A 24379-nucleotide genomic window follows, 5' to 3' on the forward strand; every position below is an offset into this window, starting at 1 on the left:
AATTCAATTCCTCCAGGCGAGACGCGGGGGGACGCACTCCGCCTTGCGCGTTTCTCGGTAAATCACAGGTCCAAAGCAAGAAGTTGGGCCGCGGTCAAGCGGCCAGATAGGCGTCTCCCGCGCAAAACTGTCGCAGGACCGCCACAAAGCGGTGTTACGCCAAGCATTTTAGCGATATGCTGCTTTGGTCGCGATAGCGCGGGTTTGCGATGAGTTGCAGGCCAACGCCCCGTAGATCTAAGTATTTTTATGCGATTTTTATATCGCTGGCAAAGGGCATTCGCAAGCGCATGGCATCGGTCGGGGGTAAGGTAGCGACAGATGGCGCACCGCAGATGAATACGTCACGAGAGTCGGGGCAGGAGCCCGGGAGCAAAAGGCCTGCGCGCCCGATGCGCCCGCGTGAGCTGCAGGACGGCCTTAACCATTACCTCTATCACCCGCTGGCGTGGCGGCTGGCGCTGCTGCTGGCCAAAACGCCGCTGACGCCCAACATCGTCTCGGTGATCGGGGCGATGAATGTGGTGGGCGCGGCCTTCGTCTATGGCTGGGGCTTTGCCCATGGCTGGGGGTGGAAGGGCGCGGCTGTCGGCATGGTGCTGCATATGGCGTGGCATGTGTGGGATGGCGCCGATGGCGATCTGGCCCGCATCACCGGCCGCGCCAGCCCCATCGGCGAGATGGTGGACGGCATCTGCGACTATGCCAGCCATGTGGTGATGTATTTCGTGCTGGGCTGGATCGCTTACGAGCAGATCGCGGGCTGGACCGGCTCCTCGCTGATTGCGCTGCTTGCCTGGCCGCTGATGCTGGCGGCGGGCGTGAGCCATGTGGTTCAGGCCAACCATGTCGAGGTGCAGAAGCGTTCCTACCAGTGGTGGGTCTATGCCAAGCCGTGGATTCGCCAGACCCGCGAAAAGGCCGATGCCAGCACCAAGGAGGGCGCCTCGGGCGCTTTGGTGTCGCTCTATATGTATGTCGGCGGCAAATTCGCGGGCAACACGCCGCAGATCGACGAGGCGGTGGATCAGGCTCAGGGCCATCCGGCGCGGCTGGAGGCGATTCGCGCCGCCGCGAAGAAGGAAGCGCCACGCCTTCTGGGCATCCTCAAGGTGCTTGGCCCCAATCCGCGCGCGGTGTTGCTGGGCTTCTCGATGCTGGCGGGCAGCCCGATCTGGTTTTTCCTGTGGCTGGTGATTGGCCTCAATCTGACGCTCAAGGCCTCGATCCGCATGCACAATGCCGCAGCTCTGCGGATTCTGAAGGCCATCGGTTAAAGGGAGGGCGGCATGGCGACGCTTTACGATGAAGCGCAGGATCTCTCGGAACGCCTGACCATCCTGCGCCGCGCCATCCATGCCGAGCCCGAACTGGGCCTGCACACGCCCAGAACGCTGGCCAAGGTGAAGGCCTCGCTGGCTCATCTGCCGCTCGCATGGCGCGAAGGCCCCTCCACCACCGGCGCCGTGGCCTTTCTGCGCGGCGGCGCGGGGCCCGAACAGAACCGCCGCGTGGTGCTGCTGCGCGGCGATATGGACGCGCTGCCGATGGGCGAGGAAACCGGCCTGCCCTTCGCCTCGACCATCCCCAACACCATGCATGCCTGCGGTCATGACGCCCACACCGCCATGCTGACCGGCGCGGTGGAGCTGCTGGCGGCCCGGGCCAACACCCTGCCCGGCGACGTGCTGTTCATGTTCCAGCCCGGCGAGGAAGGCCATCACGGCGCGCGTTTCATGATCGAGGACGGGCTGCTGCAAACCCCCGATGGCCGCCAGCCCGATGCCGCCTTCGCGCTGCATGTCATGCCCAATGCCCCGCACGGGCAGGTGCAGGGCCGCGCTGGGGCCTTGATGGCCAGCGCCGACCAGATCGACATCACCGTGACGGGTGCGGGCGGCCATGCCAGCATGCCGCATCACGCCGCCGACCCGATTCCCGTTGCCTGCGAGATCGTCACCGCGATCCAGACCATGGTGACGCGTCAGTTCAACGCTCATGATCCGGTGGTGGTCACCATCGCCAAAATCGAGGCGGGGACGACTCACAATGTCATCCCGGATACCGCGCATCTGAAAGGCACGATGCGTTCGCTCTCCCCCGCCAACCGCGCCGCCTTGCGTGAAGCGCTCGCCAGGCTGGCCGAGGGAATCGCCGCAGCGCATGGCCAGCGGGCCGAAGTGACGATCCATCCCGGCTTCCCGGTCACGCTCTGCGATCCGCGCGCCGTCGATCTGGCGCAAAAAGTCAGCGGCCAGCTGTTCGAGGCGGACAGCTTCCTGCGCCTCCCCGCGCCGATCATGGGGGCCGAGGATTTCTCCTATGTGCTGGAGCAGTCCCCCGGCGCCATGCTCTTCCTGGGCGCGGCCCATTGCGATGTGGACGCGGCCCGGGCCAATGGCATCCACTCCCCCCGCATGGTGCTGGATGAGGCGGTGCTGCCGCGCGGCAGCGCCCTGCTGGCCGGGCTGGGTCAGGCCTTCCTCGAAACCGGTTGGTAACCAAAGTGAGTCTAGGCTTTTCAGGCTCCTGATCCAACGACAACACAAGCCTAGGGACATTCCGGAGGAAAGCTCCGCATCCTTCCCTAACACGGCGTAGACTATGGCGGCACAATGAGACTCGGTCACCACGTCCCTGGCCACAGCCTGCTCGCTGGCCCCGAATTCGGGCAGGCGATTGGTGTGGCGCGCGCCGGACTCTGACCGCCATGCTCGCGCTGCCCAAACCCGAGCCCGAGGTCGAACCCGTCGCGCCCAGAATCGCGGCGCTCGACGCCGATGCCGACCGCAGCTTCGACCGGCGCCGAGCCCGCATCTTCCGCCCCGTGGCGGTGGTGGCGGTGGTGGCGCTGCTGCTGCTGGCGGTGATCGCCATGCAGCTGGTGGCCAGCAACGACCGCGAAACCCGCGAGCATGAACAGGCCATGGTGGCGCGCGGCCTCGCCCTGCGCATGCATGAGCTGGAACAGGCCGTCATCCCGCAGGTCGAATGGGACGAGGCGGTGGACCATCTGGGCAATCGCCTCGACCGCCATTGGGCCGATGCCTATTTCGCCGTTTTCATGCATTCGCAGGTGGGCGCAACCCGCGCCTTCGTGCTTCAGGGCGATGGGCGGCCCGTCTATGGCGCGCGTGACGGCAAGCCCACCAATGCCTCGCCCGATGCGATCTTCGCGCCTTTCGCCCCCGCCGCCGAGGCAATGCTGCCGGGGCTGCGCCAGCGTGAAGCGCCCGCGCATCAGCCGCCTGTTGCGGGGCAAGCGCTGGCCCATGCCGTCCATACCACCGCTCTGGCCCGCGCCGAGGGACAGGTGTGGATCGTCAGCGCCCATCTGATTCAGCCCGACGGTGGCAAGGTCAAACCGCGCGAGGGCCCGCTCTCCATCGCCATGGTGGCGATTCCGCTCGATGCGCCGATGCTCAGGCTCTTCGGCCAGCGCTACCGTATTGCCGATATGGTCGTGACGCCCATGCCGCCGCGCGATGACACGATGGCGCGCATCCTGCTCAAGGGGCTCGACGGGGCCGATCTGGGCTGGATGGTGTGGTCGCCCCAGCGCCCCGGCTCGGCGTTGCTGCGCGAGATCGCCGCGCCGCTCATCATGCTGCTGGTGGCCTTCAGCTGGGGCAGCTGGATTTTCGTGCGTGAAGCCTCGCAGATGACCCGCGAGCTGATCGACAGCGAGGCCCTCGCCCGCCACGTCGCCTATCACGACACGCTGACCGGCCTGCCCAACCGCGCCCTGATGTTCGACCGGCTGAGCCAGCTGCTGGCCATCGCCCGGCGCAACACGCCCGGTTTTCCTGCCGATCTGGCGGTGCATTGCCTCGATCTCGACCGCTTCAAGGAGGTCAACGACACGCTGGGCCACCATGCCGGGGACGAACTGATCCGCAAGGTCGGCGCGATCCTGAAGGAGCTGTGCCGCGAATCCGATACGGTGGCGCGGCTGGGCGGCGATGAATTCGTGATTCTCCAGCCCGGCACCACCGCGGCGGGCGCCTCGCATCTGGCGGCGCGCATCCTGCGCGAGCTGTCGCGCCCGATCGATCTCACCTTCGGTCAGGTGGAGATCAGCGCTTCCATCGGCGTGACCATGGTGTCCGATCCAAAGATCGAATCCTCCGATGTGCTGCGTCAGGCCGATCTGGCGCTCTATGCGGCCAAGGAAGCGGGCCGCAACGGCAGCGCCTTCTTCGAGCCCGAAATGGACGCCGCCCTGCGCCTGCGCCGCGCGCTTGAGGGCGATCTGCGCCAGGCCATGGCCCTGGGCCAGATCCATATGGCCTATCAGCCGCAGATCGACCGCGATGGCCGCGTCGTCAGCGTCGAGGCGCTGGTGCGCTGGCAGCACCCCACCAAGGGCGCGATTTCGCCCACCGTGTTGGTGCCGCTGGCCGAGGAGAGCGGACTGGTTCACGAACTTGGTGAATACATCCTGCGCCGCGTCTTCGAGGAGACGCGCGAATGGCCCGGTCTGCGCGTGGCGGTGAACGTCTCGGCGCTGCAGCTGCGCTCGCCGGTGTTCATGGCGATGGTGACGCGGCTGGTGGCCGAATATGACATCGACCCCCGCCATTACGAGTTCGAGATCACCGAAACCGCGCTGCTGGGCGACGATGGCGTCACCCGCAACAATCTGACGGTGCTGAGCCAGGAAGGCTTCACCATCGCGCTGGACGATTTCGGCACGGGCTACGCCAGCCTGACCAACCTGCACCGCTTCGCCATCGACAAGATCAAGATCGACCGCAGCTTCGTGCAGAACCTCGACAGCGGGGAGGAGGCCGAGGCCTTGATCGATGCGATTGTCCGGCTGGGGCGCGCTCTGGGGCTGGATATCGTGGCGGAGGGCGTGGAGACCGAGAGCCAGCGGCGGCGGCTGGCTCTGTGTGGCTGCAACCACTTCCAGGGGTATCTGGTGAGCCGGCCTGTGGGGGCTCGCGAGCTGGAGAAGATGATTCCGGGGAGATAAGAAGAAAATGCGAGGGGGTTACCCCCTCGCGCTCCCATTCCGTCTTCCGACGAGATGGCAGTGGCGCCCGATCCTTGTGCCCAGGCTTTCCACCTGTACCACCTCAGGCGCCGCAGGCTTTAAAGCTCTTTCTGCCTGTGGCGCAGCGACGTTGCTTTGTCGCTGAACCCTGTGCGCCACGTAGACACTAAAGGGAGCGCGAGGGTTATGACCCTCGCATCTTCTCCTTCGATCCCCTTCAGGCCGCCTTTTCCTGCTCCATGATCCGCGACACCTCCCCGATGATCGCGGCCATCGCGGCAAAGGCCGCATCGGCATCGCCACGCAGGATGGCCAGCATCACCGCCTCATGCGCGGCCAGATCGAAGACCTTGCCCGAGATGCTGCGCGTCATGCGGATCGAGGTGCGCAGCGCCGTCGCCACCACATCGCGGAACTGCATGAAGAACGGATTGCCCGAGGCACGCAGGATCGAGAGGTGGAAGCCGATATCGGCCTCCAGCGCCTCATGGTGAGCGTAGGTCTCCTGCCCGGCCTCTGTGGCCTGCATATGGGCAAAGGCGGCCTCGATGCCTGCCAGACCCGCTGGATCGCCGGTGCGGGCCGCCAGCGCGGCTGCGCCCGGCTCGATGGCGCTGCGCAGCTGGTTGAACTGCTCCAGCAACTGAGCGGTCACCTTGCGCTCCAGCATCCAGCGCAGCACATCGGGGTCGAACAGGTTCCAGCAGGCGGCGGGCTGGACGCTGGTGCCCTGCCGGGGGCGCGCGGTGAGCAGGCCCTTGGCGGTCAGCATCTTCACCGCTTCGCGCGTGACGGAGCGGCTGACGCCCTGCTGATCGGAGAGTTCGGCCTCGGTGGGGAAGCTGGTGGTTTCATAGGCGCCGGTGACGATCCTTTTGCCCAGCAGATCAAGCAGCCCATAGGTCAGATTGCGCCCGAGCCCCGCCTCTGGCCCCGGCATCCTGCGGCCATCGGCCAGCGACACATCCATTCCCATACTCCCAACGTCTTGTCTTTGTGGGCAGTAGAGGCGTCGCCAGACAGCTTGGCAAGAGCCGAGCCGCTTCGGGACACAGGAATGGGCGCAGTCAGACCGTCGCTGTGGCCAATGCGCCGCAGCGGGATCATCATGCTGATTATGCTGAAAGGTGTTCCCCGAGGGGGAGGTGATCGATCAGGCCATACCCGAGATCAGAAACTGTGGTGCTGCTGGGGAGGATTGAACTCCCGACCTCAGCCTTACCAAGGATGCGCTCTACCACTGAGCTACAGCAGCACACCACAGTCTTGCCGTTTGGAGCGAAAAGCGCCGCCGGGCAGGGGGGCGCTAATGACCGCCCGATCATCCCTTGTCAAGCGCCTGTTTTGCATTGAATGAAAATCTCTGTCAGGCACGCGCCCTGCCCCACCGAACCTTCAGGATTTGACCCGCCCCATGCCTTCCGACCCATCAGCCCCCCTCACCCGCGAGGAACGCCTTGCCGCCAAGCTGCGCGAAAATCTGCGCCGCCGTAAAACGCAGGCCCGCGCCCTGAGCGCCGAGGACGCCGCGCAACAGACCAACGCGCAGGACAACGGAGAGAGCGAAAAAGGCGCGTAAGCTTTCCTTTCCAAATCCGGGCCAACCGGCTAGGGCCTCGGGCCTGTTATTGCCGGGCCGCCTCCCGCCACATTCGTCGGCGCACGGTCCGGCCTCTACGAGAGGGAGCCCATTACCGATGCCTCGCCTGATCCTCGTCCGCCATGGCCAGAGCCAGTGGAACCTTGAAAACCGCTTCACCGGCTGGTGGGATGTCGATCTGACCCCCAAGGGCGAGACCGAGGCGATGGCCGCCGGCGAGCTGCTCAAGGACAAGGGCGTGATCCCCACCGTGGCCTTCACCTCGCTTCAGACGCGCGCGATCCGCACGCTGCATCTGGCGCTGGAGACCGCCGGTCTGGCCTGGATTCCCGAAACCAAGGACTGGCGCCTGAACGAGCGCCACTATGGCGGCCTCACCGGCCTCAACAAGGCCGAGACCGCCGAAAAGCACGGCGAGGATCAGGTGAAGATCTGGCGCCGCAGCTTCGACGTGCCGCCTCCGGTGCAGGAGAAGGGCAGCGAGTTCGATCTCTCGACCGATCCGCGCTACGCCGGCATCGCCATCCCTCAGACCGAGAGCCTGAAGGACACGATCGCCCGCGTGCTGCCTTACTATGAGGAAGCCATCGCCCCCCAACTGAAGGCTGGCGAGACGGTGATCGTCGCCGCGCATGGCAATTCGCTGCGTGCGCTGGTGAAGCATCTGTCGAAGATTTCGGATGAGGACATTCTCGACCTTGAAATCCCCACCGGTCAGCCCATCATCTTTGAACTCGATGCCGATCTGAATGCCACGGAACGCTACTATCTGTCGGAGCGCTAAGCCATGACCCGTCCCGGAGCCATTGTTTCCATCGTTATGGGCAGCCAGTCTGACTGGCACACCATGAAGAAGGCCGCCGATATCCTCACCGCGCTGGATGTGCCGCATGATGTGCGCATCGTTTCGGCGCATCGCACGCCCGACCGTCTGGTGGATTTCGCCAAGACGGCAGCGGATGAGGGTTTCAAGGTCATCATCGCGGGCGCGGGCGGCGCGGCGCATCTGCCGGGCATGGTCGCTTCGATGACGCATCTGCCCGTGCTGGGCGTGCCGGTGCAGTCCAAGACGCTGTCGGGGCAGGATTCGCTGCTCTCGATCGTGCAGATGCCTGCCGGTGTCCCCGTGGGCACGCTGGCCATCGGCGAGGCGGGCGCAACCAATGCCGGCCTGCTGGCGGCCAAGATCCTGGCCACCAGCGATGAAGCGCTGGCCGCCCGGGTGAAAGCCTATCGCGTGGCGCAGACCGAATCGGTGGCCGAGCGCCCCACCGACGCCTGAAGGATTACCAGCAACACCATGATTCCCCCCGGCGAGACGATCGGCATTCTGGGTGGCGGCCAGTTGGGCCGCATGATGGCCATGGCGGCAGCGAACCTCGGTTACCGGGTGCATATCTATGCGCCCGAAGAGGATTCGGTGGCCGCCGAGGTCTGCGCGGCCTTTACACAGGCGGCGTGGGACGATGCGGCGGCCATGCGTGCTTTCGCGGCGGATTGCGCCGTCGTCACCTATGAGTTCGAGAATGTGCCGGTGGGGCCTCTGGCCGCCATTGCCCCCACCCCGCTGCTGGCCCCGCCCCGCGCTTTGGAAGTGGGGCAGGACCGGGTGAGCGAGAAGAGCCTGGTCCGTGATCTGGGCGGCACCCCCGCCCCCTTCGCCACCGTGGACAGCCGGGCCGATCTGGAAGCCGCCATGGCCGAGATCGGCACCCCCGGTATCCTCAAGACCCGCCGGGATGGCTATGACGGCAAGGGCCAGTGGCGCATCATGTCGCCCGAAGACGCCGCCGCCATCGATCTTCCCGACGTGCCGCTGGTCTATGAAGGCTTCGTGCGCTTTTTCGGCGAGTTCTCGGTGATTCTCGCGCGCGGCTCAGATGGCGATATCCGCTTCTGGGATTCGGCGCAGAATGTCCATGAGAGCGGCATCCTTGCCCTCTCCACCGTGCCCGCCGCGCCCGAATTGCTGGAGCAGGTGCCCGCCGCGCGCGCCATGGCGCAGAAGATCGCCGAGGCGCTGGGCTATGTCGGCGTGCTGGCGGTGGAATTCTTCGCCACGGCGGAAGGCCCGATCTTCAACGAGATGGCCCCGCGCGTCCACAACTCCGGCCACTGGACCACCGAAGGCGCGATCACCAGCCAGTTCGAGAACCATATCCGCGCCATCTGCGGGTTGCCGCTGGGCGCCACGGGTCTGGCCGCCAAAGGCGTGGAGATGCGTAACATCATCGGCGACGATGCGCAGGACTGGGCAGGCATCCTCTCCGATCCGGCCAACCATCTGCATCTTTACGGCAAGGCCTCGATCCGGCCCGGCCGCAAGATGGGTCATGTCACCCGGCTGACGCTGTAAGGCCCACGCGCATGGCAGAGCTGTTCCTGATCTATGCCCGCGCGGCCAATGGCACCATCGGGGTGGACAATCGCCTGCCCTGGCATCTTCCCGCGGATCTCAAGCATTTCAAGGCGCTGACCCTTGGCAAGCCGATGATCATGGGCCGCAAGACCTTCGAGAGCTTCCCCAGCCCCCTGCCCGGCCGCCGCCATATCGTGCTGACCCGCGACACCGGCTGGGCCCGCGCGGGCGCCGAGGTGGCGCACAGCGTTGAGGATGCTCTGGCGCTGGCGGGCGCTGGCGAGGTGGCTGTGGTCGGCGGCGCGGAAATCTACGCCCTGTTTATGGATCGCGCCTCGCGCGTCGAACTGACCGAAGTCGATCTGACCGTCGAGGGCGACACCCATATGCCCCCCCTTGGGGCCCAATGGCATGAAGTTTCACGTGAAACCCATGCGCCGGAAGGCAGCCGCCCCGGCTTCGCTTTCGTCACGCTGACGCGTGACCTATAGAGCAGACCCCATGATTCGCCTCACCTCAGACCTGCGCGTTCCCGATCACCTGCGCGGCGCCATCGTCGCTCTGGGCAATTTCGACGGCTTTCATCAGGGCCATCAGGCGGTTGTGGGCGAGGCGATCCGCTGGGCCAAGGCCGAGGGCCGCCCCGCCATCGTTGCCACCTTCGATCCACACCCCGTCACCCTCTTCGCGCCCGAGGCCGCTCCCTTCCGCCTCACCACGCTGGACCAGCGGCAGGAGCTTTTCGCCGCCGCCGGGGCCGCCGCCATGCTGGTGTTCAACTTCACTCGCGCCTTTGCCGCCTCCTCCGCCCACGATTGGGTGCATGAGGTGCTGGGCCGCACCATCGGCGCGGCAGGCGTCGTCACCGGCACCGATTTCACCTTCGGCAAGGGGCGAGAGGGCGATATCGGCACCCTTTCCACGCTGGGCGCCGAGGTGGGCATGCAGGCCCGCGCCATCGCGCCTGTCGAGGATGCGCAGGGCGTCATCTCCTCCAGCCGCATCCGCGACGCGTTGCACCAGCGCGACCCCGAAACCGCCGCCCGCCTGCTGACCCGCCCCTTCACCATCCGCGCCGCCGTGCAGCATGGCGACAAGCTGGGCCGCACCATCGGCTTCCCCACGGCGAATCTGGCGCTGGGCGACTATCTGCGCCCGGCTTACGGGATCTATGCTGTTACGGGGCACCTTCCCGATGGCCGCGTGCTGAAGGGGGCCGCGAACATCGGCATCCGTCCGCATTTCGATCCGCCCAAGGAACTCCTCGAGCCGCATTTCTTCGATTTTTCGGGCGATCTCTATGGGCAGGAGATCGAGGTGGCCTTCCACGCCTTCCTGCGCGGCGAGGCGAAGTTTGACTCGATGGACGCGCTGATCGAGCAGATCGGCGCGGATTGCCAAAAGGCGAAAGAGATCTTGGCGGAAGTTTGAAGAGAAGATGCGAGGGCCCCAAGCCTGCGCTTGTCGCAACCGACAAGCTATGGCGCCCTCGCGCTCCCTTTAATGCCTACGTTGCGCCCAGACTGAACCTCAGGCCTTGGCCATGCCGCCGCGGTCGATGTTCTTCTTGATGTCCTGCACGAAGCGCGAGTGGCGCACCGCCGCCAGGAAGGTGTTCTGGATCAGATTGCCCAGAAAACGGCATGGGCGCTTGATCTGGATCAGCAGGATATAGCGATCCTCATCCGTCTCGTTCCAGACTTCATGGTTGAACATGTCGTCGAAGATGAAGCTTTCGCCCTCCTGCCATGTCAGCACATGCAGCTGGTCGGCGCCTTCCACATTCATCCGGCACTTGTCGCGCTCCTGCGGGACTTTCAGCGCCAGATGATAGGTCAGCATGCCCTTGGTCATGCCGGTGTGGCGCGGAATATGCCCGCCCGCCTCCAGCACCGAGAAATTGGCGGTCACCAGCCCCGGCACCTGCTCGATCAGCGCCGCCGTCACCGGAGCGCGGCTGGCATTGCCTGCCATGCGATAGCCATAGCCCTTCAGAAAGAACGAGCGCCAGCGCCGGTCCGCCGCGATCCGCCCATGATCGAAGGAAAGATCGCCCAGCGAGGGAATCTCCTTGGGCTGCAGCGCGATGGCTTCGTCACGGATCTCCTGCCAGCGGGCTTCCAGTTTGGGAACCCAGGCGAAGAAGCCTTTGTCCTGAATCGCTGAGTCAGGGATTTTGGAATCGCGCATGATGATCGCATCGATTTTGGGGCGCAGATCCTTGCCGATCATGAACAGTGACTTGTTCACGAAAGGCACTTTCCAGCCGCGTGCGGCGACAGTTTCTCTCCAGTTCAAGGGGGGTCTCCAGATAGAAGGCCGCCGTTTAAGTTGTCATAGTATCGAAATAAAGTGAATTTCGATCAGCGGTTAAGGACGTCAGGCAGGTGTGTGAAGCAGGTCACGGTTGCTGCTTTGTCCGGCATCGGGCAACGCCCTTTCGCATTCTCTCTTTTCCTGCCCCCCTTCCATTTGCAGGAATCCCTCACAATCGCTAAGGCACCCGGCGATATGACCGAAAAGCGCGACTTCCGACCGACCGTCTTCCTGCCGAAGACCGATTTCCCCATGAAGGCGGGCCTTCCCCAGAAGGAGCCCGGCATCCTGAAGGGATGGCAGGATCAGGATCTGTACCGCAAGCTGCGGGATACCCGCGCCGGTCGCGAGAAGTTCATTCTGCATGATGGCCCGCCCTATGCGAATGGCAACATTCACGTCGGCCATGCGCTGAACCATATCCTCAAGGACATGGTGGTGCGCACCCAGAGCCTGCTGGGCAAGGACGCGCCCTATGTGCCCGGCTGGGACTGCCACGGCCTGCCCATCGAGTGGAAGGTCGAGGAAGAGTACCGCAAGAAGAAGCGCAACAAGGACGAGGTTCCCGCCAAGGAATTCCGCGCCGAATGCCGCGCCTATGCCCGCCAGTGGGTCGATGCCCAGCGCGAGCAGTTGAAGCGCCTTGGCGTCAATGCCGATTGGGACAACCCCTATCTGACGATGGATTTCGCCGCCGAGGCGGGCATCGTGGCCGAACTGCTGAAGTTCGCCGAGAGCGGCCAGCTCTATCGCGGGGCCAAGCCGGTGATGTGGTCGCCGGTGGAAAAGACCGCGCTGGCCGAAGCCGAGGTGGAATACGAAGACATCACCTCGACCCAGATCGATGTGGCTTTCGAGATCACGGAATCGCCGATTGCCGAGCTGGTCGGCGCCTATGCGGTGATCTGGACCACCACGCCCTGGACCATCCCGGCCAACCAGGCTTTGGCCTATGGGCCTCAGGTGGATTACCATCTCTACCGCGCCGATGATGGCCGCCGCTTCATCGTGGCTGTCGATCTGCTGGGCAGCTTCCTTGAGCGCACGGGCCTCGCCCCGCACGCCGAGGGCCTGACCACGGGCATGAATGTGTCCGAGCATGCGCTGGCCACCTTCAAAGGCGCAGACCTCGCCGGCACCATCGCCCGCCACCCCATGGCGGCGCAGTTCCCCGAGAGTGCCTTCTTCACCAGGCCCCGCCCCTTCCTCGCGGGCGATTTCGTCACCACCGACAGCGGCACGGGCCTCGTCCATATGGCGCCCGACCATGGCGAGGACGACTTCCTGCTCTGCAAGGCCAATGGCATCGAGCCGGTCTTCGCGGTCGAGGGCGATGGCAAGTACCGCGCCGACTGGCCGTGGCTGGGCGGCGAAGGCTCGGTCATCAACCCCAAGTTCAACGCGCCTGATGGCCCGATCTGCACCGCCCTGCGTGAAACCGGCGCCCTGCTGGCCGCCAGCGCCGACTACAAGCATTCCTACCCGCATTCGTGGCGCTCGAAGGCCAAGGTGATCTTCCGCTGCACCCCGCAGTGGTTCGTCCCCATGGACCGCGCCGAGGATGGCGAAAAGACCCTGCGCGACAAGGCCGTGCAGGCCATTGCCGACACGCGCTTCGTCCCCGAAAAGGGCCGCAACCGCATCGGCGCCATGGTCGAGGGCCGCCCGGACTGGGTGCTGAGCCGCCAGCGCGCTTGGGGCGTGCCGATCACGCTCTTCGTGGACCGCAAGACCGGCCAGTATCTCAGCGACCCCGCCGTCAACGCCCGCATCATCGCGGGGCTAGAGGCCGAGGGCGTCGACGCCTGGGACGAGGAACGCGCACAGGCCTATCTGGGCGCCGATTACGATCTGGCCGACTATGAGCGCGTCACCGACATTCTCGACGTGTGGTTCGATTCGGGCAGCACCCATGCCTTCGTGCTGGAATCGGGCCGCTGGCCTGACCTGCTGCGCCCGGAAGGCTACACCGGCCCGCACGCCGATCTGTACCTTGAAGGCAGCGACCAGCATCGCGGCTGGTTCCAGTCCTCGCTGCTGGAAGGCTGCGCCACGCGCGGCCATGCGCCTTACAAGGCCATCCTGACTCACGGCTTCACCATGGATGCCAAGGGTCACAAGATGTCCAAGTCGCTGGGCAACACGGTCGATCCGCTCAAGGTGATGGAGACCTATGGCGCGGATATCGTGCGCCTCTGGGCTCTTTCGGTCGATTACACCGAGGATCACCGCATCGGTGACGAGATCCTCAAGGGCATCGCCGACCAGTATCGCAAGCTGCGCAACACCTTCCGCTATCTGCTGGGCGCGCTGGACGGTTTTTCGGACGCCGAAAAGCTGCCGGTCGAGCAGATGCCCGAGCTGGAGCGCTATGTGCTGGGCCTGCTGGCCCAGCTGGATGGCACGCTGCGCCAGGCCACCGTCGATTTCGACTTCAACGCCTATGTCCGCGCGCTGGTCGATTTCTGCAACGAGGACCTGTCGGCCTTCTTCTTCGATATCCGCAAGGATTCGCTGTACTGCGACGCCCCGGATGACGTGAAGCGCCGCGCCTATCGCACCGTGCTGGATATTCTGTTCCACGCGCTGATCCGCTATGCCGCGCCGGTCCTGGTGTTCACGGCGGAAGAGGTGTGGCAGTCGCGCTTCGCTGGTGAGAGCGTCCATCTGCTGGAATGGCCCACCCTGCCCGCAGCCACGCTGGACGCCGAACGCTGGACCGCCCTGCGCGCCCTGCGCGCCGAGGCGCTGGCCGCCATCGAGCCGCTGCGCCGTGACAAGACTCTGGGCTCCAGCCTCGAAGCCGAAGTCACCGTCCCCGCCGATGCGCCGGAGGCTGATCTGGCCGAACTGTTCATCAGCGCGGCTGTCGCGCGTGGCGAGGCCCTCTCGGTCACCCGCACCGACAAGCATAAATGCGGCCGCTGCTGGCGTCACCTGCCCGAAGTGGCCGAGGATGGCGATCTCTGTTCACGCTGCGATCATGTCGTCTCCGCCATGGACGCTGCGGAATGAGTCTGTCTTCGCGCAACCGCCTGTTGGGGCTGGGCGTTGCCGCCCTGACCTTTGCCGCCGATCAGGCGGTGAAGTGGGCGGTCGTGCACCCCATCGCCCTGCCCGCGCTGCATGACAGCAACATCGACAACGCCACCTGGAACCCTGCCGTTCCCGATCTGCCGCTGATCCCCTTCTTCGGCCTCAGCTGGCAGCAGAATTTTGGCGTTTCCCTCGGCCTCTTCACCGCCGGGTCGGACGCGGCGCGCTGGGCGCTCGTCGCCATGACCGCGCTGATCGCCGGTTTCGTCACCATCTGGATGCTGCGCGAAAAGCGCTTCGCCGATACCGCCGCGCTGGGCATGATTCTGGGCGGCGCCCTTGGCAACATCCGCGACCGCGCGGCGCTGGGCTATGTCGTTGATTACGCGGATTTGCACTTCGGCGCCTTCCGCCCCTTCCTCATTTTCAACCTGGCGGATGCCGCCATCACCATCGGCGTCCTGATTATCCTTGCCCGATCCTTCCTTTCAGGCGAAAAGCGCGCCACTCGGCCACAGGATCAGGCCAACACCGCGACGGAGAGCTGACACACATGCGCAAGTCCACCGCCATTCTGCTGGCGAGCGCCATCACCCTGACGCTGTCGGGCTGCACCGATCGTCTCTTCGCGCGCGTGCGCCCCGATGAATTCGCGGTGCAGCGCCAGGCCCCGCTCTACATCCCGCCAGATTTCGCGCTGACCCCGCCGACCCCCGGCGCGCCCCGCCCCGCCAGCCGCTCGAGTCAGCAGGACGCGCTGGCCGCCATGTTCGGTGGCGAGGCCGGCAAGAGCCCGGTCGAGAACGCCACCCTGCGCAAGGCTGGCGAACCCGAAGCGGGCATCCGCTCGACCGCAGCAGACCCCAAGACCAACGCCGTCGACAAGGGTGACATCACCCGCGACATCATCGCGGCGCCCGAAGGCAACGGTCGCGAGGCACAGACGACCACCGCCAAGTAAGGCTTCGGTCTCTGGATTGCAGAGCCGCCTGCGAGGGATGCCTCGCGGGCGGTTTTGTTTTGGGCTTCAAGAATGAAGGGGAAATGCGAGGGTGTTACACCCTCGCGCTCCCATGAATGTCTACGTCGCGCGCTCAGCTCGGCCTGAGAGCAACGTCGCAGCGTCGCAGGCCCCAGATCATGCCGCATGGTTTTACTGCCTGCGGCGCCTTGGGTGGTGCTGGTGGAGAGGTTGGGCGCAACGATGGGCAACTGCTGCCCCATCGTCGGGAGACGGTATGGGAGCGCGAGGGGGTAACCCCCTCGCCCTTTCCTTTATTCTTCTTCCACCTCAGCCAAAACGATCTTGCTGACCAACAGCTTGTCGATCTTCCGCCCATCCATATCGACGATCTCGAACCGCCACCCGGGCACCTCGAACACATCGCCCTCGTCCGGAAAGCGCTTCATCACGGACAGCGCAAAGCCCGCCGTCGTCGCGTAATCGCGGTGCTCCGGCAGATCGAGGCCCAGACGGCGGCTCAAGGCATCGGCGGGCAGGGCGCCCGAGATCAGCAGGCTGCCATCCTCGCGCTCGATCACCATCGGGCCATCGCCATCGTCCTGATGGCTCACGAAATTCCCGACGATGGCGGAGAGCAGGTCGGCGGGGGTGACGATACCCTCCAGATGCCCATATTCGTCATGCACCAGCGCCATGGAGATGCCCGACTGCTGCAGGATGCGCAGGGCGTCCATGGCGTCGAGCTGGTCGGGGATGATCTCGGCCTTTTTCATCAGGCGGCGCAGGTTCAGCGTGCGGCCCGAGAGCAGAACGGCCAGAATCTGGCGCACTTTGGCCACGCCGAGGATGGTGTCGGGCGAGCCATCGCCAATGGGCATGATCGAGTGCGGGCTGGCGGCGATACGCTCACGCACGGCGGTTTCGCTGGCGTTGACGTCGATCCAGTCCATCTGGTTGCGGGGCGTCATCACCTCGCGCACGGGGCGGCCGGCGAGGCGCATGATGCCGGTCATGATCTCGCGCTCATCCTCCTCGATCACGCCGGAGCGGGTGGCCTCGGCGAACATCAGGTGGAGCTCTTCTTCGGTGACGGAGGGCTCGTCGGTGTGTTTCACGCCCATCAGGCGCAGCAGCCCTTGCGAGCTGCGGTCCAGCACCCAGACCAGCGGCGCGGTCCAGCGCGCCAGCCGCACCATGACGGGGGCGGCGAGGCAGGCGATGGGTTCGGCCATGCGCAGGGCCAGCTGCTTGGGCACCAGCTCGCCCGCGATCAGGCTGACGAAGGTGGTGATGCCCATCACCAGCACCAGCCCGGTTTCATCGGCGAAGCGGTGAGGAATGCCCAAACCTTCCAGCCGCTGAGCGACCGGCGTGCCCAGACTGGCCTCGGAAAGGGCGCCCGTCACCAGCGCGATCAGCGTGATGCCGATCTGCGCGGTGGAGAGCAGCTTGCCGGGGTCTTCGGCCAGTTCAAGGGCCGCGCGTGCGCCGCGCCGCCCGCGCTCCACCAGAAGTTTGAGCCGGGCCGGGCGGGCCGATACGATTGCCAGTTCCGACATCGAGAACAGGCCGTTCAAAACGACCAGCCCCGCGATCATCAACAGGTCTGTCCAGGGAAAGGGTGTCACAATAATCCCACCTTAACAGCTTTCCATTCCCGCGCGAAGAGGCATTGCCAAGCCATTCGCCCCACCCTTACCTCACGCTGGAAGATTGCAAGATTTCACATGCCCGATGGTTCATAACTCTCTGGTCAAGCTGTCGTTCACGGAAAACGCGTGATACGCCTTGCGACATTCATAGTGTCGCACAGGAGGCCGCATTGATGCTCACCAAGTCACGCCCAGGGAAGCGGGCAGCTGTTGGCGCAATCGCCGCGCTGTCCCTGATGACGGCGGGCTGCGTCACCGATCCCAACACCGGCCACAAGAAAGTGTCGCGCACGGCGATCGGCGCGGGTGCGGGCATCGTGGGCGGCATTCTGATCGGCGGGCTGATCGGTGGCGGCACGGGCCGCATCATCGGCGCGGGGATCGGCGGCATTGTGGGCGGCTCGATCGGCTATGCCAAGGACAAGCAGATCCGCGACCTGCGCGAAAAGACCGCCGGCACCGGCGTCAACATCAGCCAGACCGACGATGGCCGCGCCATTCTGGTGAATCTGCCCGACGGCGTCACCTTCGACAGCGACAGCTATGCCCTGCAGCCGCAGTTCCGCCCCACGCTGGACAAGATCGCGCAGAGCATGAACGACTATCCCAACAGCCTGATCGACGTGTACGGCCATACGGATATCACCGGCACGCCGCAGCACAATCAGGTGCTTTCGGAAAACCGCGCGCGCACCGTGGCCGATTACCTTTCGATCCGGGGCGTCAGCGCGGCGCGCGTGCGGGCGCAGGGCTTCGGCGCGACCATGCCCGTGGCCGACAACACCACGCCCGAAGGCAAGGCCCGCAACCGCCGCGTGGAAATCAAGATCGTGCCGATCACGCAGGATCAGGTGCGGGCGGCCCGCTCTCAGGGCGGCAGTTACTGAGCAGGCGGCGGGGGCTCCACACGGCTGAAGCCCCCGCGCCAGCGTTTTTCGCGAGGCCGTGTATCCTTTCGCCCCTTCGCTGCGTAATAGCTGGTGAAGGAGATGCAGGATGCAGGATACCACGCTCCACCCGTCGCGCCGCCATATGCTGGCTGGGCTGACGCTCGGCGTTTCGGCCATCACGCTGGGCTTCCGCCTGTGGCCGCAGGAGGCGCAGGCCGCCACCGGAAGCTACCCCGTCCATTTCACCGATGCGGAGTGGAAAAAGCGGCTGACGCCACAGCAGTTCTCAGTGCTGCGCCAGCAGTCGACGGAATATCCCTTCACCTCGCCGCTGCTCAAGGAGCATCGCAAGGGCACCTTCCTCTGTGCGGCGGACGGCAATGCGCTGTTCTCCTCCGACACCAAATTCGAGAGCGGCACCGGCTGGCCCAGTTTCTGGAAGCCCCTGCCCGGTGCCGTGGGCACCAGCACGGATCATGAACTGGGTTACGCCCGTACCGAGGTGCATTGCAGCCGCTGCGGCGGGCATCTGGGGCATGTCTTCGATGACGGCCCCCGGCCCACGGGGTTGCGCTATTGCATGAATGGCGTGGCGATGACGTTCAAGGCAGGGTGAAGAAGAGAACATGCGAGGGGATTATCCCCTCGCGCTCCCATTTCGTCTTCCGGCGATAGGGCAATGGCGCCCTGTCGCGGTGCCCAGCCTCTCCACCTGCGTGACGTAAAGCGCTGCAGAATTTAGGGATTTCTGCCTGCGGCGCGGCAAACTGAGCGCTTTGGCCGAACCCAATGCGCAACGTAGACACTCAAGGGAGCGCGAGGGCGATGGCCCTCCCATCTTTCCCTCAATGCCTGACTCTGAACACCTTCAAAGCCCCATCAAACCCCTGCACAGCCTCCAGCCACCCGGGCCCATGCCCCGCCAGCAGCGCCCCGGCCAGAGCATCCCCCCGGCGTGAGGCCATGACATGGCTCTCCGGATCACTGTCGCAAAGCACGACATAGGCGGCATGCTGCCCGCGCACGATGCCCTCAGCCGTGCGAGGATCGCCGCTGAAGGCCTCGATCACCTGGCGCATGGCGGCATCGTTGCGGTGATAGCTGCCGATGACCACGCTATGCGGCGTGCGGACGAGGATCTCCGGCCCCAGCCCCAGCGTGGTGAAGATGTGGCTGCGGGGGAGGCGGTTCAGGGTCTCCAGCCTGCAGGGCGCGCTGCCAGCGGAAGAGGGCCTGGCGGATGTCGCGGGAGCACCGACAGGCAGATGTTTGCCCAGACCCGAGGCGAGGCTGGGCGTCAGGGTGACAAGGCACAGCACCGTTCCAGCCACGCGCACCACCATCAGGCGAGAGGCGCGCAAGGAGGGCAGGGCGCGGGCGATCATCACGGCGGAGAGCGGCACGCAGAGCAACTGCGCGGCCACGCAAGTGCGCATCACCACCAGCGAGAGCAACGCGGCGATCAGCGCCATGGCGACGGGCTCGTTCCAGCGGGCGGCGGTGGCGGGCCGGATGCTGCGCAGAGTCAGCCAGCCGGCAGCCACCAGTCCCGGCGTCCAGAGCAGCATCAGCGTGGTGGAGGCATCCTGCGCGGTGATGGGCAGGCCTTCGGGGATATAGTCGAACCACCATCGGCGGACGATGGGGTCCATGCGGCTGAAGGGATCGGCGGCGGCGGGGCCGAGGCCCGCCAAGATGATCGCGGCCCCGGCCAGAGCGGCGGGAGCCAGCGCCAGAGCGCGCCCGGTGGGCCCGCGCTGTCCCGGCAGGCGCGGGGCGAGGGCGGTCAGCAGGGCGGCGGCGGCGAAGGCGGCGATATGGGGCCAGCTGACGGCATCGACCGTAGGCTGGGCCAGCCATGACAGCGGCCTTGTGGCCAGAAACAGCAGCGTCATGCTGACTGCTGCCGCGCCGAGGAAAGGGGACAGCGCGCGCTCGCGGGTGGCCACATAGCGCCATGCCAGCAGGGCGCAGAGCGCGGCCACCAGCATCAGCCCTTCAAGGCTGATCGTCAGCCACAGGCCCGCCAGCAATCCGGCGATGGCTGCGCCGCGCCGGGTCCGTTCGCGTGTGGCCAGCATGCAGGCCAGCGCGAGAATGGCCTGCCAGCCATGGTGATCGATGCGCAGCGGCAGAAAATTGCTGGTCAGCACGGGAAACAGCGGCACCAGCGCCGCGCCGCCCAAGGCCACCGCTTCGCGCTCGCCCAGCGCCAGCAGCAGGCGGCGGATCAGCGCCATGGCGACCAGCAGCTCGATCAGCGGCACCAGCGCCATGGCGGCGGTGGAGGCGGCGGGCTCGGCAAGGAACAGGCGGAAGACCAGCAGCGTCGCGGCGATCGGCAGGTCGACCAGCCGCGACCAGTGCATATCCGCCCCCAGCGGGGGCAGCATGCGGTGCTGGCGGACATCCCACCAGCTTTGCCCGGAGAGCCAGTCGCGCACCTCCAGCAGGCGCATGAAATCGTCGGGGTCTTTCGCCTGCATGCCCGGCAGCATGGGCGCGGCGATGGCCAGCAGGATCAGGCTGGCGACCAGCCAGACCAGCAGCAGGCCTTTCGTGCCCCGCAGCAGCGGTGGCAGGATGGCCCCCGGAGCGGGGGGGCGGTTCATGCGAAGACCAGCCTGTCGCGCACCAGCCAGGTGAGGATGAAGCTGGCGCCGATGGCGGCGAGTTTGGCCAGTCGCGGATCGATACCCAGCATGGTCAGCGCGCCGACGACGCCGCTCGTCACCGCCAGCCCGAGCAGGGCGGAGGCGATGAACAGGGCCTGTTGGCGCAGCCGCCCGCGCCGGTTGTCCGAAAGCTGGGCAGTGAAGACGGCGCGGCTCGACAGCAGCCAGTGCGCGGCGATCCCCAGCGCATAGGCCAGCGCCGAGGCGAGGGTGGGCATCAGCCCGAAATGCAGCAAAAGGAGATAGCAGCCCAGATCCACGCCCAGCGCGATCAGGCTGGCGCCCAGATAGCGCGGCAGGGTCCGGGCGCTCATGGCGAGGGGATCAGGCCGCTTCGGCCTTCAGCGAGACACGCGCGGGCACATCGCGCAGCGACCCCAAAGCGGCAGCCTGATCGGGCGTGACGGCGCGCGATTCAGGCAGCCGAGTCTGTGCGCCTTCATCGCCTGATTCGTGATATTCGGCGTCTTCATTGACGCACCAGATGTCGTAGACCCGGTGCCCGGCCTTGATGTTCTCGACCGTCAGCATGGCGGTCATCATGGCGTGGTCCTGATTGTTGTAGCGGTGCATGCCGTTGCGGCCCACCATATGCAGCGTGGGGAAGCGCGCTTCCAGATCGCTGCGCATCGCGGCGACATGGCTGGCATAGGTCTCGTCATAGACCGGATAGGCCTTTTCCTGACGGACCACCGCGCCGCCGATCACCTGATCGGGATTGACCAGACCAAGGGTCTGCATTTCCCGCGTGGCCAGCGCGACCAGATCGTCGTCGGCCATCGACCAGAGCCCGTCACCCTCGAAGCAGAAATATTCGAGGCCCACGCAGGCGACGGATTCGTCCGGCACCATTTCGGGCGACCAACTGCGGAAGTTCTGGATGCGGCCGACCTGAACCTTGGAATCATGGATGTAGATCCAGTTGTCAGGGAAGAGGTCTTCGCTGCGGATCTTCAGGGCCACGGTCAGGAAGTCGCGGTATTTCAGCTCCATGGCCTCAGGCAGGCTGGCGGGCAGGGGGTGGATGCGGCCGGCCAGCTCGCGCATCGGCGCGCTGGAGATCACATGGCGCGCGGCGATCACGCTCTCGCCGTCGTCATGGCTGGCGGTGAGCTGCCACAGCCCCTGCGCATCCTGCGAGAGCTGTTTCAGCCCATGGCCCATCAGGATGCTGCCCTTGCCCGTGGCGGCGATCTTGCGCGCGGCCTCTTCCCACATCATGCCGGGGCCAAGGCGCGGATAGCGGAAGCTTTCCAGCAGAGTCTTGGTGGCCATGCCGTCATTGGGCTTTTTGTTCAGCCCCAGCGACCGCTTGAACCCGTCCAGCACCGCCTTGCCCAGCGAAAGCCCCTTGATGCGCTGGGCGGCCCAATCGGCGCTCATCGTGTCGCAGGGCATGCCCCAGACCTTCTCGGTGTAGGTCTTGAAGAAGATCGAATAGAGCTTCTGGCCGAACTGGTTGATCGTCCAGTCTTCAAAGCTGCGGACCTCCTTGCGCGGGAAGGCCTTGGCCAGCGCGAAGCTGGCCATGCACAGCGTCGAGCGCCACAGGCCCAGATTGCGCAAAGCCTCGAAGGCGCGCAGCGGATAGGAGTAGAAGCGGCCCTCGTAATAGATGCGGCTCATGCGCGGGCGCTGGATGAAATCGTCGGGCAGGATCTCGTTCCACAGATCCACGACCTGCTGCGATTTGGAAAAGAAGCGGTGGCCGCCGATGTCGAAGCGATAGCCCTCATGCTCCACCGTGCGGCTGATGCCGCCGACATAGCGCTTGTCTTTCTCGATGATGGAAACGGTGTAACCGGCCCTGGTCAGCAGATAGCCGGCGGTCAGGCCTGCCGGTCCGGCGCCGATGATCGCCACATCCACTGCTTGCTGTCGGTCGCTGCTCATACCAAACCTTGCCACATCAGCCCTCACCGGACCCCTGCAAAAGGCCTGAAGGAAAATGCCTAAGCAATGATGAAGAAGGGGCGGGAAGGGGCCTGAAAAGCCCGGTTTTGCGGGCCATAATACGGTGAACGCGCCGGTAAGGTCGATTCGCGGCGGCGGGCCCCGATTCGGATGCGCAGAATCCATGCCGCCCGCGCGCGACTATGCGCTAGAGTGCCCGCGATGGAGAGAAGAACCGGAGGCTGGCGGCCCGCGCAGGGCTCGCCCCAAGCATCGCGCGCGCAAGTCTGGCTCGCCTGCCTTGGCTGGCTGGCGGCGCTGATCCTGTGCTTCGTGCTGGCCAGCACCCTCAGCCCCCATGGCGGGCAGGGCATCGCGGGCGCCTATGTGCTGATGCAGGACCGCTGGCTGCTGGCGCTGGCGCTGGGCGTGGCGCTGCTTTCGGCACTGACGGCGCGGATCGCGCGATTCCGCTTCAGGCCGCGCGGCATGGGATTTTCTCCGCGTGCCGTGGCGGTTCTGGCTGTGTTGTCAATGGCCGCGGCGGTGGCCGGGCGGCACTGGCTGCTGCTCGATTACGACCTCTCCCGCGACGAGCAGATGGCGACATTCGACGCCTGGATCTACGCTCATGGCCGCCTTGCATGGCCGCTTCCGCCTGAATGGCGTGTCGATTTTCCCATGCTCAACAACCTGTTCATGCTGCCGGTGGGGAGGCCGGTGGCGTGGATCTCCAGCTATCTGCCCGGCCATACCGGGCTGCGCGCGCTGATCGGGCTGATCGCGCCGAACTGGCTGGGCGGCTCCGCCTTCACAGGGCCGCTGATGCTGGGCGTCTCGCTCTGGCTGCTGTGGAGCATTGCCCGCACCATGTTGACCCGCGAGGGCGCCAGCGTGGCGGTGCTGATGCTGTTGCTCTCGGGCCAGTCGCTTTTCGCCAGCATGAGCGCCTTTGCCATGCCCGCCCATCTGGCGGTGAATCTGCTGTGGCTGCGCCTGTTTCTGGCGAACCGCCCCCGCGCCGATGTCGCCGCGCTGGCCGTGGGCTTCTTCGGCACCGGGCTGCACCAGCCGCTGTTCCACCCGATGTTCGTCGCGCCATGGCTGGCCCTGCTGCTGGTGCGCGGCGAATGGCGGCGGCTGGGGCTCTACGGGGTGGTCTATGGCGCCAGTGGCCTGTTCTGGCTGGCCTGGCCGCATGTGACTCACAGCCTGATCTGGGGGCCGGGCAGCTTCGAGAGTGATGTCGGCACCAGCTACCTCTCCCGTCTGCTCGACCTGCTGGCCCAGAACGAGCACAACCTTTCCATGATGAGCGCCAACCTGCTGCGCTTCACCCTGTGGAACCACCTCGCCCTGATCCCCCTTGCGGCGCTGGGCGCGGGTCTGGCCTTTCGCGACGGGCGCGTGGCCGCGCTGCTCGCCGGGCTGGTGCTGCCGGTGATCGTGATGGTGGTGATCCTGCCCTATCAGGGCTATGGCTTTGGCTATCGCTATCTCCACGGCCTGCTGGGCAACGCCGCCCTGCTGGCCGGGTTCGGCTGGCAGCGGCTGGCGCCATGGCACACCCGCCTGCGCCCCGCTCTGGCGGTCGCCAGTCTGGGCACGCTGGGGTTGATGGTGGCGCAGGGCTCGCTGACTCACCGCCTTTACGCGGCTTTCTCGCATGAGAATGACGCCATCAACGCTTCCGGCGCCGATTACACCATCATTGGCGGCAATGACGGCGCCTTCGCGCTGGACCTGATCCTCAATCGACCCGACCTTTCCAACCGCCCGCTGCGCCTCTCCATCTGGGAGATCGAGGACGCCGATGCCCTCGCCGCGCGGCTGTGCCGGGGCGGGGGGAAGAGCATCGCCCTGCCTCAGGATTCGTTCTTTGCGCAGGAGGATGCGCTGTTCGGCCGGCCGGCGAGCGGGGAGGCCAATCAGCGCTTTGCCGAGACGGCTCAGGCCTTCAAGGGGGCAGGGTGCGGGGTGAAGGTTTTGAAGTAG

At 65.7% G+C, this 24379-nt stretch carries 21 protein-coding genes and 1 tRNA gene; 15 read left to right on the forward strand and 7 right to left on the reverse strand.

The window, feature by feature from the left end; translation table 11 throughout:
- Window positions 1-392 precede the first annotated feature (392 nt).
- The 3 genes from SR3_RS16695 to SR3_RS16705 all read left to right on the forward strand — a co-directional run bounded on the left by SR3_RS16695 (window position 393) and on the right by SR3_RS16705 (window position 4978).
- Entirely contained in the window at window positions 393-1277 is an 885-nt protein-coding gene (locus tag SR3_RS16695; protein WP_245653957.1) for a CDP-alcohol phosphatidyltransferase family protein, read from the forward strand.
- 12 nt (window positions 1278-1289) lie between these two features.
- On the forward strand, window positions 1290-2501 hold the full coding sequence (locus tag SR3_RS16700) for a M20 metallopeptidase family protein (RefSeq protein ID WP_068088622.1): 1212 nt from the start codon (window positions 1290-1292) through the stop codon (window positions 2499-2501).
- 209 nt (window positions 2502-2710) lie between these two features.
- Entirely contained in the window at window positions 2711-4978 is a 2268-nt protein-coding gene (locus SR3_RS16705) for a putative bifunctional diguanylate cyclase/phosphodiesterase (RefSeq protein WP_068088625.1), read from the forward strand.
- Window positions 4979-5216: 238 nt separating this feature from the next.
- On the opposite strand, the gene SR3_RS16710 is transcribed toward SR3_RS16705, so the two are convergent.
- Entirely contained in the window at window positions 5217-5969 is a 753-nt protein-coding gene (locus SR3_RS16710) for a FadR/GntR family transcriptional regulator (RefSeq protein WP_084455649.1), read from the reverse strand.
- 210 nt (window positions 5970-6179) lie between these two features.
- Window positions 6180-6254, reverse strand: a tRNA-Thr gene (locus SR3_RS16715).
- A 159-nt stretch (window positions 6255-6413) separates the two neighbouring features.
- Between SR3_RS16715 and SR3_RS31880 the strand changes: the two genes are divergently transcribed.
- The 6 genes from SR3_RS31880 to SR3_RS16745 all read left to right on the forward strand — a co-directional run bounded on the left by SR3_RS31880 (window position 6414) and on the right by SR3_RS16745 (window position 10389).
- A complete protein-coding gene (locus SR3_RS31880) occupies window positions 6414-6578 on the forward strand; it encodes a hypothetical protein (protein WP_169805652.1) in 165 nt (54 codons plus the stop codon).
- Between the two features lie 118 nt (window positions 6579-6696).
- Window positions 6697-7383 carry a 2,3-diphosphoglycerate-dependent phosphoglycerate mutase gene (gpmA, locus tag SR3_RS16725; protein ID WP_068088631.1) on the forward strand — a complete coding sequence of 229 codons (687 nt, stop codon included), beginning with the start codon at window positions 6697-6699 and terminating at the stop codon, window positions 7381-7383.
- A gap of 3 nt (window positions 7384-7386) precedes the next feature.
- Complete coding sequence (gene purE, locus SR3_RS16730; protein WP_068088640.1) at window positions 7387-7881, forward strand: 5-(carboxyamino)imidazole ribonucleotide mutase; 495 nt, start codon at window positions 7387-7389, stop codon at window positions 7879-7881.
- Window positions 7882-7899: 18 nt separating this feature from the next.
- Window positions 7900-8955, forward strand: a complete 1056-nt coding sequence (locus tag SR3_RS16735) for a 5-(carboxyamino)imidazole ribonucleotide synthase (RefSeq protein ID WP_068088641.1) — start codon at window positions 7900-7902, stop codon at window positions 8953-8955.
- Between the two features lie 11 nt (window positions 8956-8966).
- Complete coding sequence (locus SR3_RS16740; RefSeq protein WP_068088644.1) at window positions 8967-9449, forward strand: dihydrofolate reductase; 483 nt, start codon at window positions 8967-8969, stop codon at window positions 9447-9449.
- A 10-nt stretch (window positions 9450-9459) separates the two neighbouring features.
- Window positions 9460-10389 carry a bifunctional riboflavin kinase/FAD synthetase gene (locus SR3_RS16745; protein WP_068088647.1) on the forward strand — a complete coding sequence of 310 codons (930 nt, stop codon included), beginning with the start codon at window positions 9460-9462 and terminating at the stop codon, window positions 10387-10389.
- Window positions 10390-10488: 99 nt separating this feature from the next.
- On the opposite strand, the gene SR3_RS16750 is transcribed toward SR3_RS16745, so the two are convergent.
- Window positions 10489-11256, reverse strand: coding sequence for an aspartyl/asparaginyl beta-hydroxylase domain-containing protein (locus SR3_RS16750; RefSeq protein ID WP_068088650.1), 768 nt, complete (start codon window positions 11254-11256; stop codon window positions 10489-10491).
- Window positions 11257-11469: 213 nt separating this feature from the next.
- On the opposite strand from SR3_RS16750, the gene ileS reads away from it, so the two are divergent.
- The 3 genes from ileS to SR3_RS16765 are packed head-to-tail and all read left to right on the forward strand — an operon-like array spanning window position 11470 to window position 15271.
- Window positions 11470-14289 carry an isoleucine--tRNA ligase gene (gene ileS, locus SR3_RS16755; RefSeq protein ID WP_068088655.1) on the forward strand — a complete coding sequence of 940 codons (2820 nt, stop codon included), beginning with the start codon at window positions 11470-11472 and terminating at the stop codon, window positions 14287-14289.
- On the forward strand, window positions 14286-14858 hold the full coding sequence (gene lspA / locus SR3_RS16760) for a signal peptidase II (protein ID WP_068088659.1): 573 nt from the start codon (window positions 14286-14288) through the stop codon (window positions 14856-14858). Before ileS ends, lspA begins: the two co-directional genes overlap by 4 nt.
- A gap of 5 nt (window positions 14859-14863) precedes the next feature.
- Complete coding sequence (locus SR3_RS16765; RefSeq protein ID WP_068088661.1) at window positions 14864-15271, forward strand: DUF3035 domain-containing protein; 408 nt, start codon at window positions 14864-14866, stop codon at window positions 15269-15271.
- Between the two features lie 314 nt (window positions 15272-15585).
- On the opposite strand, the gene SR3_RS16770 is transcribed toward SR3_RS16765, so the two are convergent.
- Complete coding sequence (locus SR3_RS16770; protein WP_068088664.1) at window positions 15586-16902, reverse strand: hemolysin family protein; 1317 nt, start codon at window positions 16900-16902, stop codon at window positions 15586-15588.
- Window positions 16903-17099: 197 nt separating this feature from the next.
- Between SR3_RS16770 and SR3_RS16775 the strand changes: the two genes are divergently transcribed.
- Together SR3_RS16775 and msrB are read left to right on the forward strand one after the other, a co-directional pair.
- On the forward strand, window positions 17100-17813 hold the full coding sequence (locus tag SR3_RS16775; protein ID WP_068088667.1) for an OmpA family protein: 714 nt from the start codon (window positions 17100-17102) through the stop codon (window positions 17811-17813).
- Between the two features lie 109 nt (window positions 17814-17922).
- Window positions 17923-18432 (forward strand): peptide-methionine (R)-S-oxide reductase MsrB, encoded by a 510-nt coding sequence (gene msrB, locus SR3_RS16780; RefSeq protein WP_068088670.1) that lies wholly within the window; start codon window positions 17923-17925, stop codon window positions 18430-18432.
- A gap of 229 nt (window positions 18433-18661) precedes the next feature.
- On the opposite strand, the gene SR3_RS16785 is transcribed toward msrB, so the two are convergent.
- The 3 genes from SR3_RS16785 to SR3_RS16795 are packed head-to-tail and all read right to left on the reverse strand — an operon-like array spanning window position 18662 to window position 22384.
- Window positions 18662-20428 carry a hypothetical protein gene (locus SR3_RS16785; RefSeq protein WP_068088671.1) on the reverse strand — a complete coding sequence of 589 codons (1767 nt, stop codon included), beginning with the start codon at window positions 20426-20428 and terminating at the stop codon, window positions 18662-18664.
- On the reverse strand, window positions 20425-20805 hold the full coding sequence (locus tag SR3_RS16790) for a GtrA family protein (RefSeq protein WP_068088672.1): 381 nt from the start codon (window positions 20803-20805) through the stop codon (window positions 20425-20427). Before SR3_RS16790 ends, SR3_RS16785 begins: the two co-directional genes overlap by 4 nt.
- Window positions 20806-20815: 10 nt before the next feature.
- Entirely contained in the window at window positions 20816-22384 is a 1569-nt protein-coding gene (locus SR3_RS16795) for an NAD(P)/FAD-dependent oxidoreductase (protein WP_068088675.1), read from the reverse strand.
- A 222-nt stretch (window positions 22385-22606) separates the two neighbouring features.
- Here SR3_RS16795 and SR3_RS16800 point away from each other — a divergent pair, with 222 nt between their 5' ends.
- Window positions 22607-24379, forward strand: coding sequence for a hypothetical protein (locus tag SR3_RS16800; RefSeq protein WP_068088678.1), 1773 nt, complete (start codon window positions 22607-22609; stop codon window positions 24377-24379).

The sequence above is a fragment of the Novosphingobium rosa NBRC 15208 genome (assembly GCF_001598555.1).
GTDB classification, from domain to species: domain Bacteria; phylum Pseudomonadota; class Alphaproteobacteria; order Sphingomonadales; family Sphingomonadaceae; genus Novosphingobium; species Novosphingobium rosa.

What these genes read in the sequence shown, in the direction of transcription:
- SR3_RS16740 (WP_068088644.1), top strand. Translation starts at nt 8,967, where the DNA reads ATGGCAGAGCTGTTCCTGATCTATGCCCGCGCGGCCAATGGCACCATC.
- SR3_RS16705 (WP_068088625.1), top strand. Translation starts at nt 2,711, where the DNA reads ATGCTCGCGCTGCCCAAACCCGAGCCCGAGGTCGAACCCGTCGCGCCC.
- SR3_RS16710 (WP_084455649.1), bottom strand. Translation starts at nt 5,969, where the DNA reads ATGGATGTGTCGCTGGCCGATGGCCGCAGGATGCCGGGGCCAGAGGCG.
- gpmA (WP_068088631.1), top strand. Translation starts at nt 6,697, where the DNA reads ATGCCTCGCCTGATCCTCGTCCGCCATGGCCAGAGCCAGTGGAACCTT.
- lspA (WP_068088659.1), top strand. Translation starts at nt 14,286, where the DNA reads ATGAGTCTGTCTTCGCGCAACCGCCTGTTGGGGCTGGGCGTTGCCGCC.
- SR3_RS16775 (WP_068088667.1), top strand. Translation starts at nt 17,100, where the DNA reads ATGCTCACCAAGTCACGCCCAGGGAAGCGGGCAGCTGTTGGCGCAATC.
- SR3_RS16735 (WP_068088641.1), top strand. Translation starts at nt 7,900, where the DNA reads ATGATTCCCCCCGGCGAGACGATCGGCATTCTGGGTGGCGGCCAGTTG.
- SR3_RS16745 (WP_068088647.1), top strand. Translation starts at nt 9,460, where the DNA reads ATGATTCGCCTCACCTCAGACCTGCGCGTTCCCGATCACCTGCGCGGC.
- SR3_RS16800 (WP_068088678.1), top strand. Translation starts at nt 22,607, where the DNA reads ATGGAGAGAAGAACCGGAGGCTGGCGGCCCGCGCAGGGCTCGCCCCAA.
- msrB (WP_068088670.1), top strand. Translation starts at nt 17,923, where the DNA reads ATGCAGGATACCACGCTCCACCCGTCGCGCCGCCATATGCTGGCTGGG.
- SR3_RS16695 (WP_245653957.1), top strand. Translation starts at nt 393, where the DNA reads ATGCGCCCGCGTGAGCTGCAGGACGGCCTTAACCATTACCTCTATCAC.
- ileS (WP_068088655.1), top strand. Translation starts at nt 11,470, where the DNA reads ATGACCGAAAAGCGCGACTTCCGACCGACCGTCTTCCTGCCGAAGACC.
- SR3_RS16700 (WP_068088622.1), top strand. Translation starts at nt 1,290, where the DNA reads ATGGCGACGCTTTACGATGAAGCGCAGGATCTCTCGGAACGCCTGACC.
- SR3_RS31880 (WP_169805652.1), top strand. Translation starts at nt 6,414, where the DNA reads ATGCCTTCCGACCCATCAGCCCCCCTCACCCGCGAGGAACGCCTTGCC.
- SR3_RS16765 (WP_068088661.1), top strand. Translation starts at nt 14,864, where the DNA reads ATGCGCAAGTCCACCGCCATTCTGCTGGCGAGCGCCATCACCCTGACG.
- purE (WP_068088640.1), top strand. Translation starts at nt 7,387, where the DNA reads ATGACCCGTCCCGGAGCCATTGTTTCCATCGTTATGGGCAGCCAGTCT.
- SR3_RS16795 (WP_068088675.1), bottom strand. Translation starts at nt 22,384, where the DNA reads ATGAGCAGCGACCGACAGCAAGCAGTGGATGTGGCGATCATCGGCGCC.
- SR3_RS16790 (WP_068088672.1), bottom strand. Translation starts at nt 20,805, where the DNA reads ATGAGCGCCCGGACCCTGCCGCGCTATCTGGGCGCCAGCCTGATCGCG.
- SR3_RS16785 (WP_068088671.1), bottom strand. Translation starts at nt 20,428, where the DNA reads ATGAACCGCCCCCCCGCTCCGGGGGCCATCCTGCCACCGCTGCTGCGG.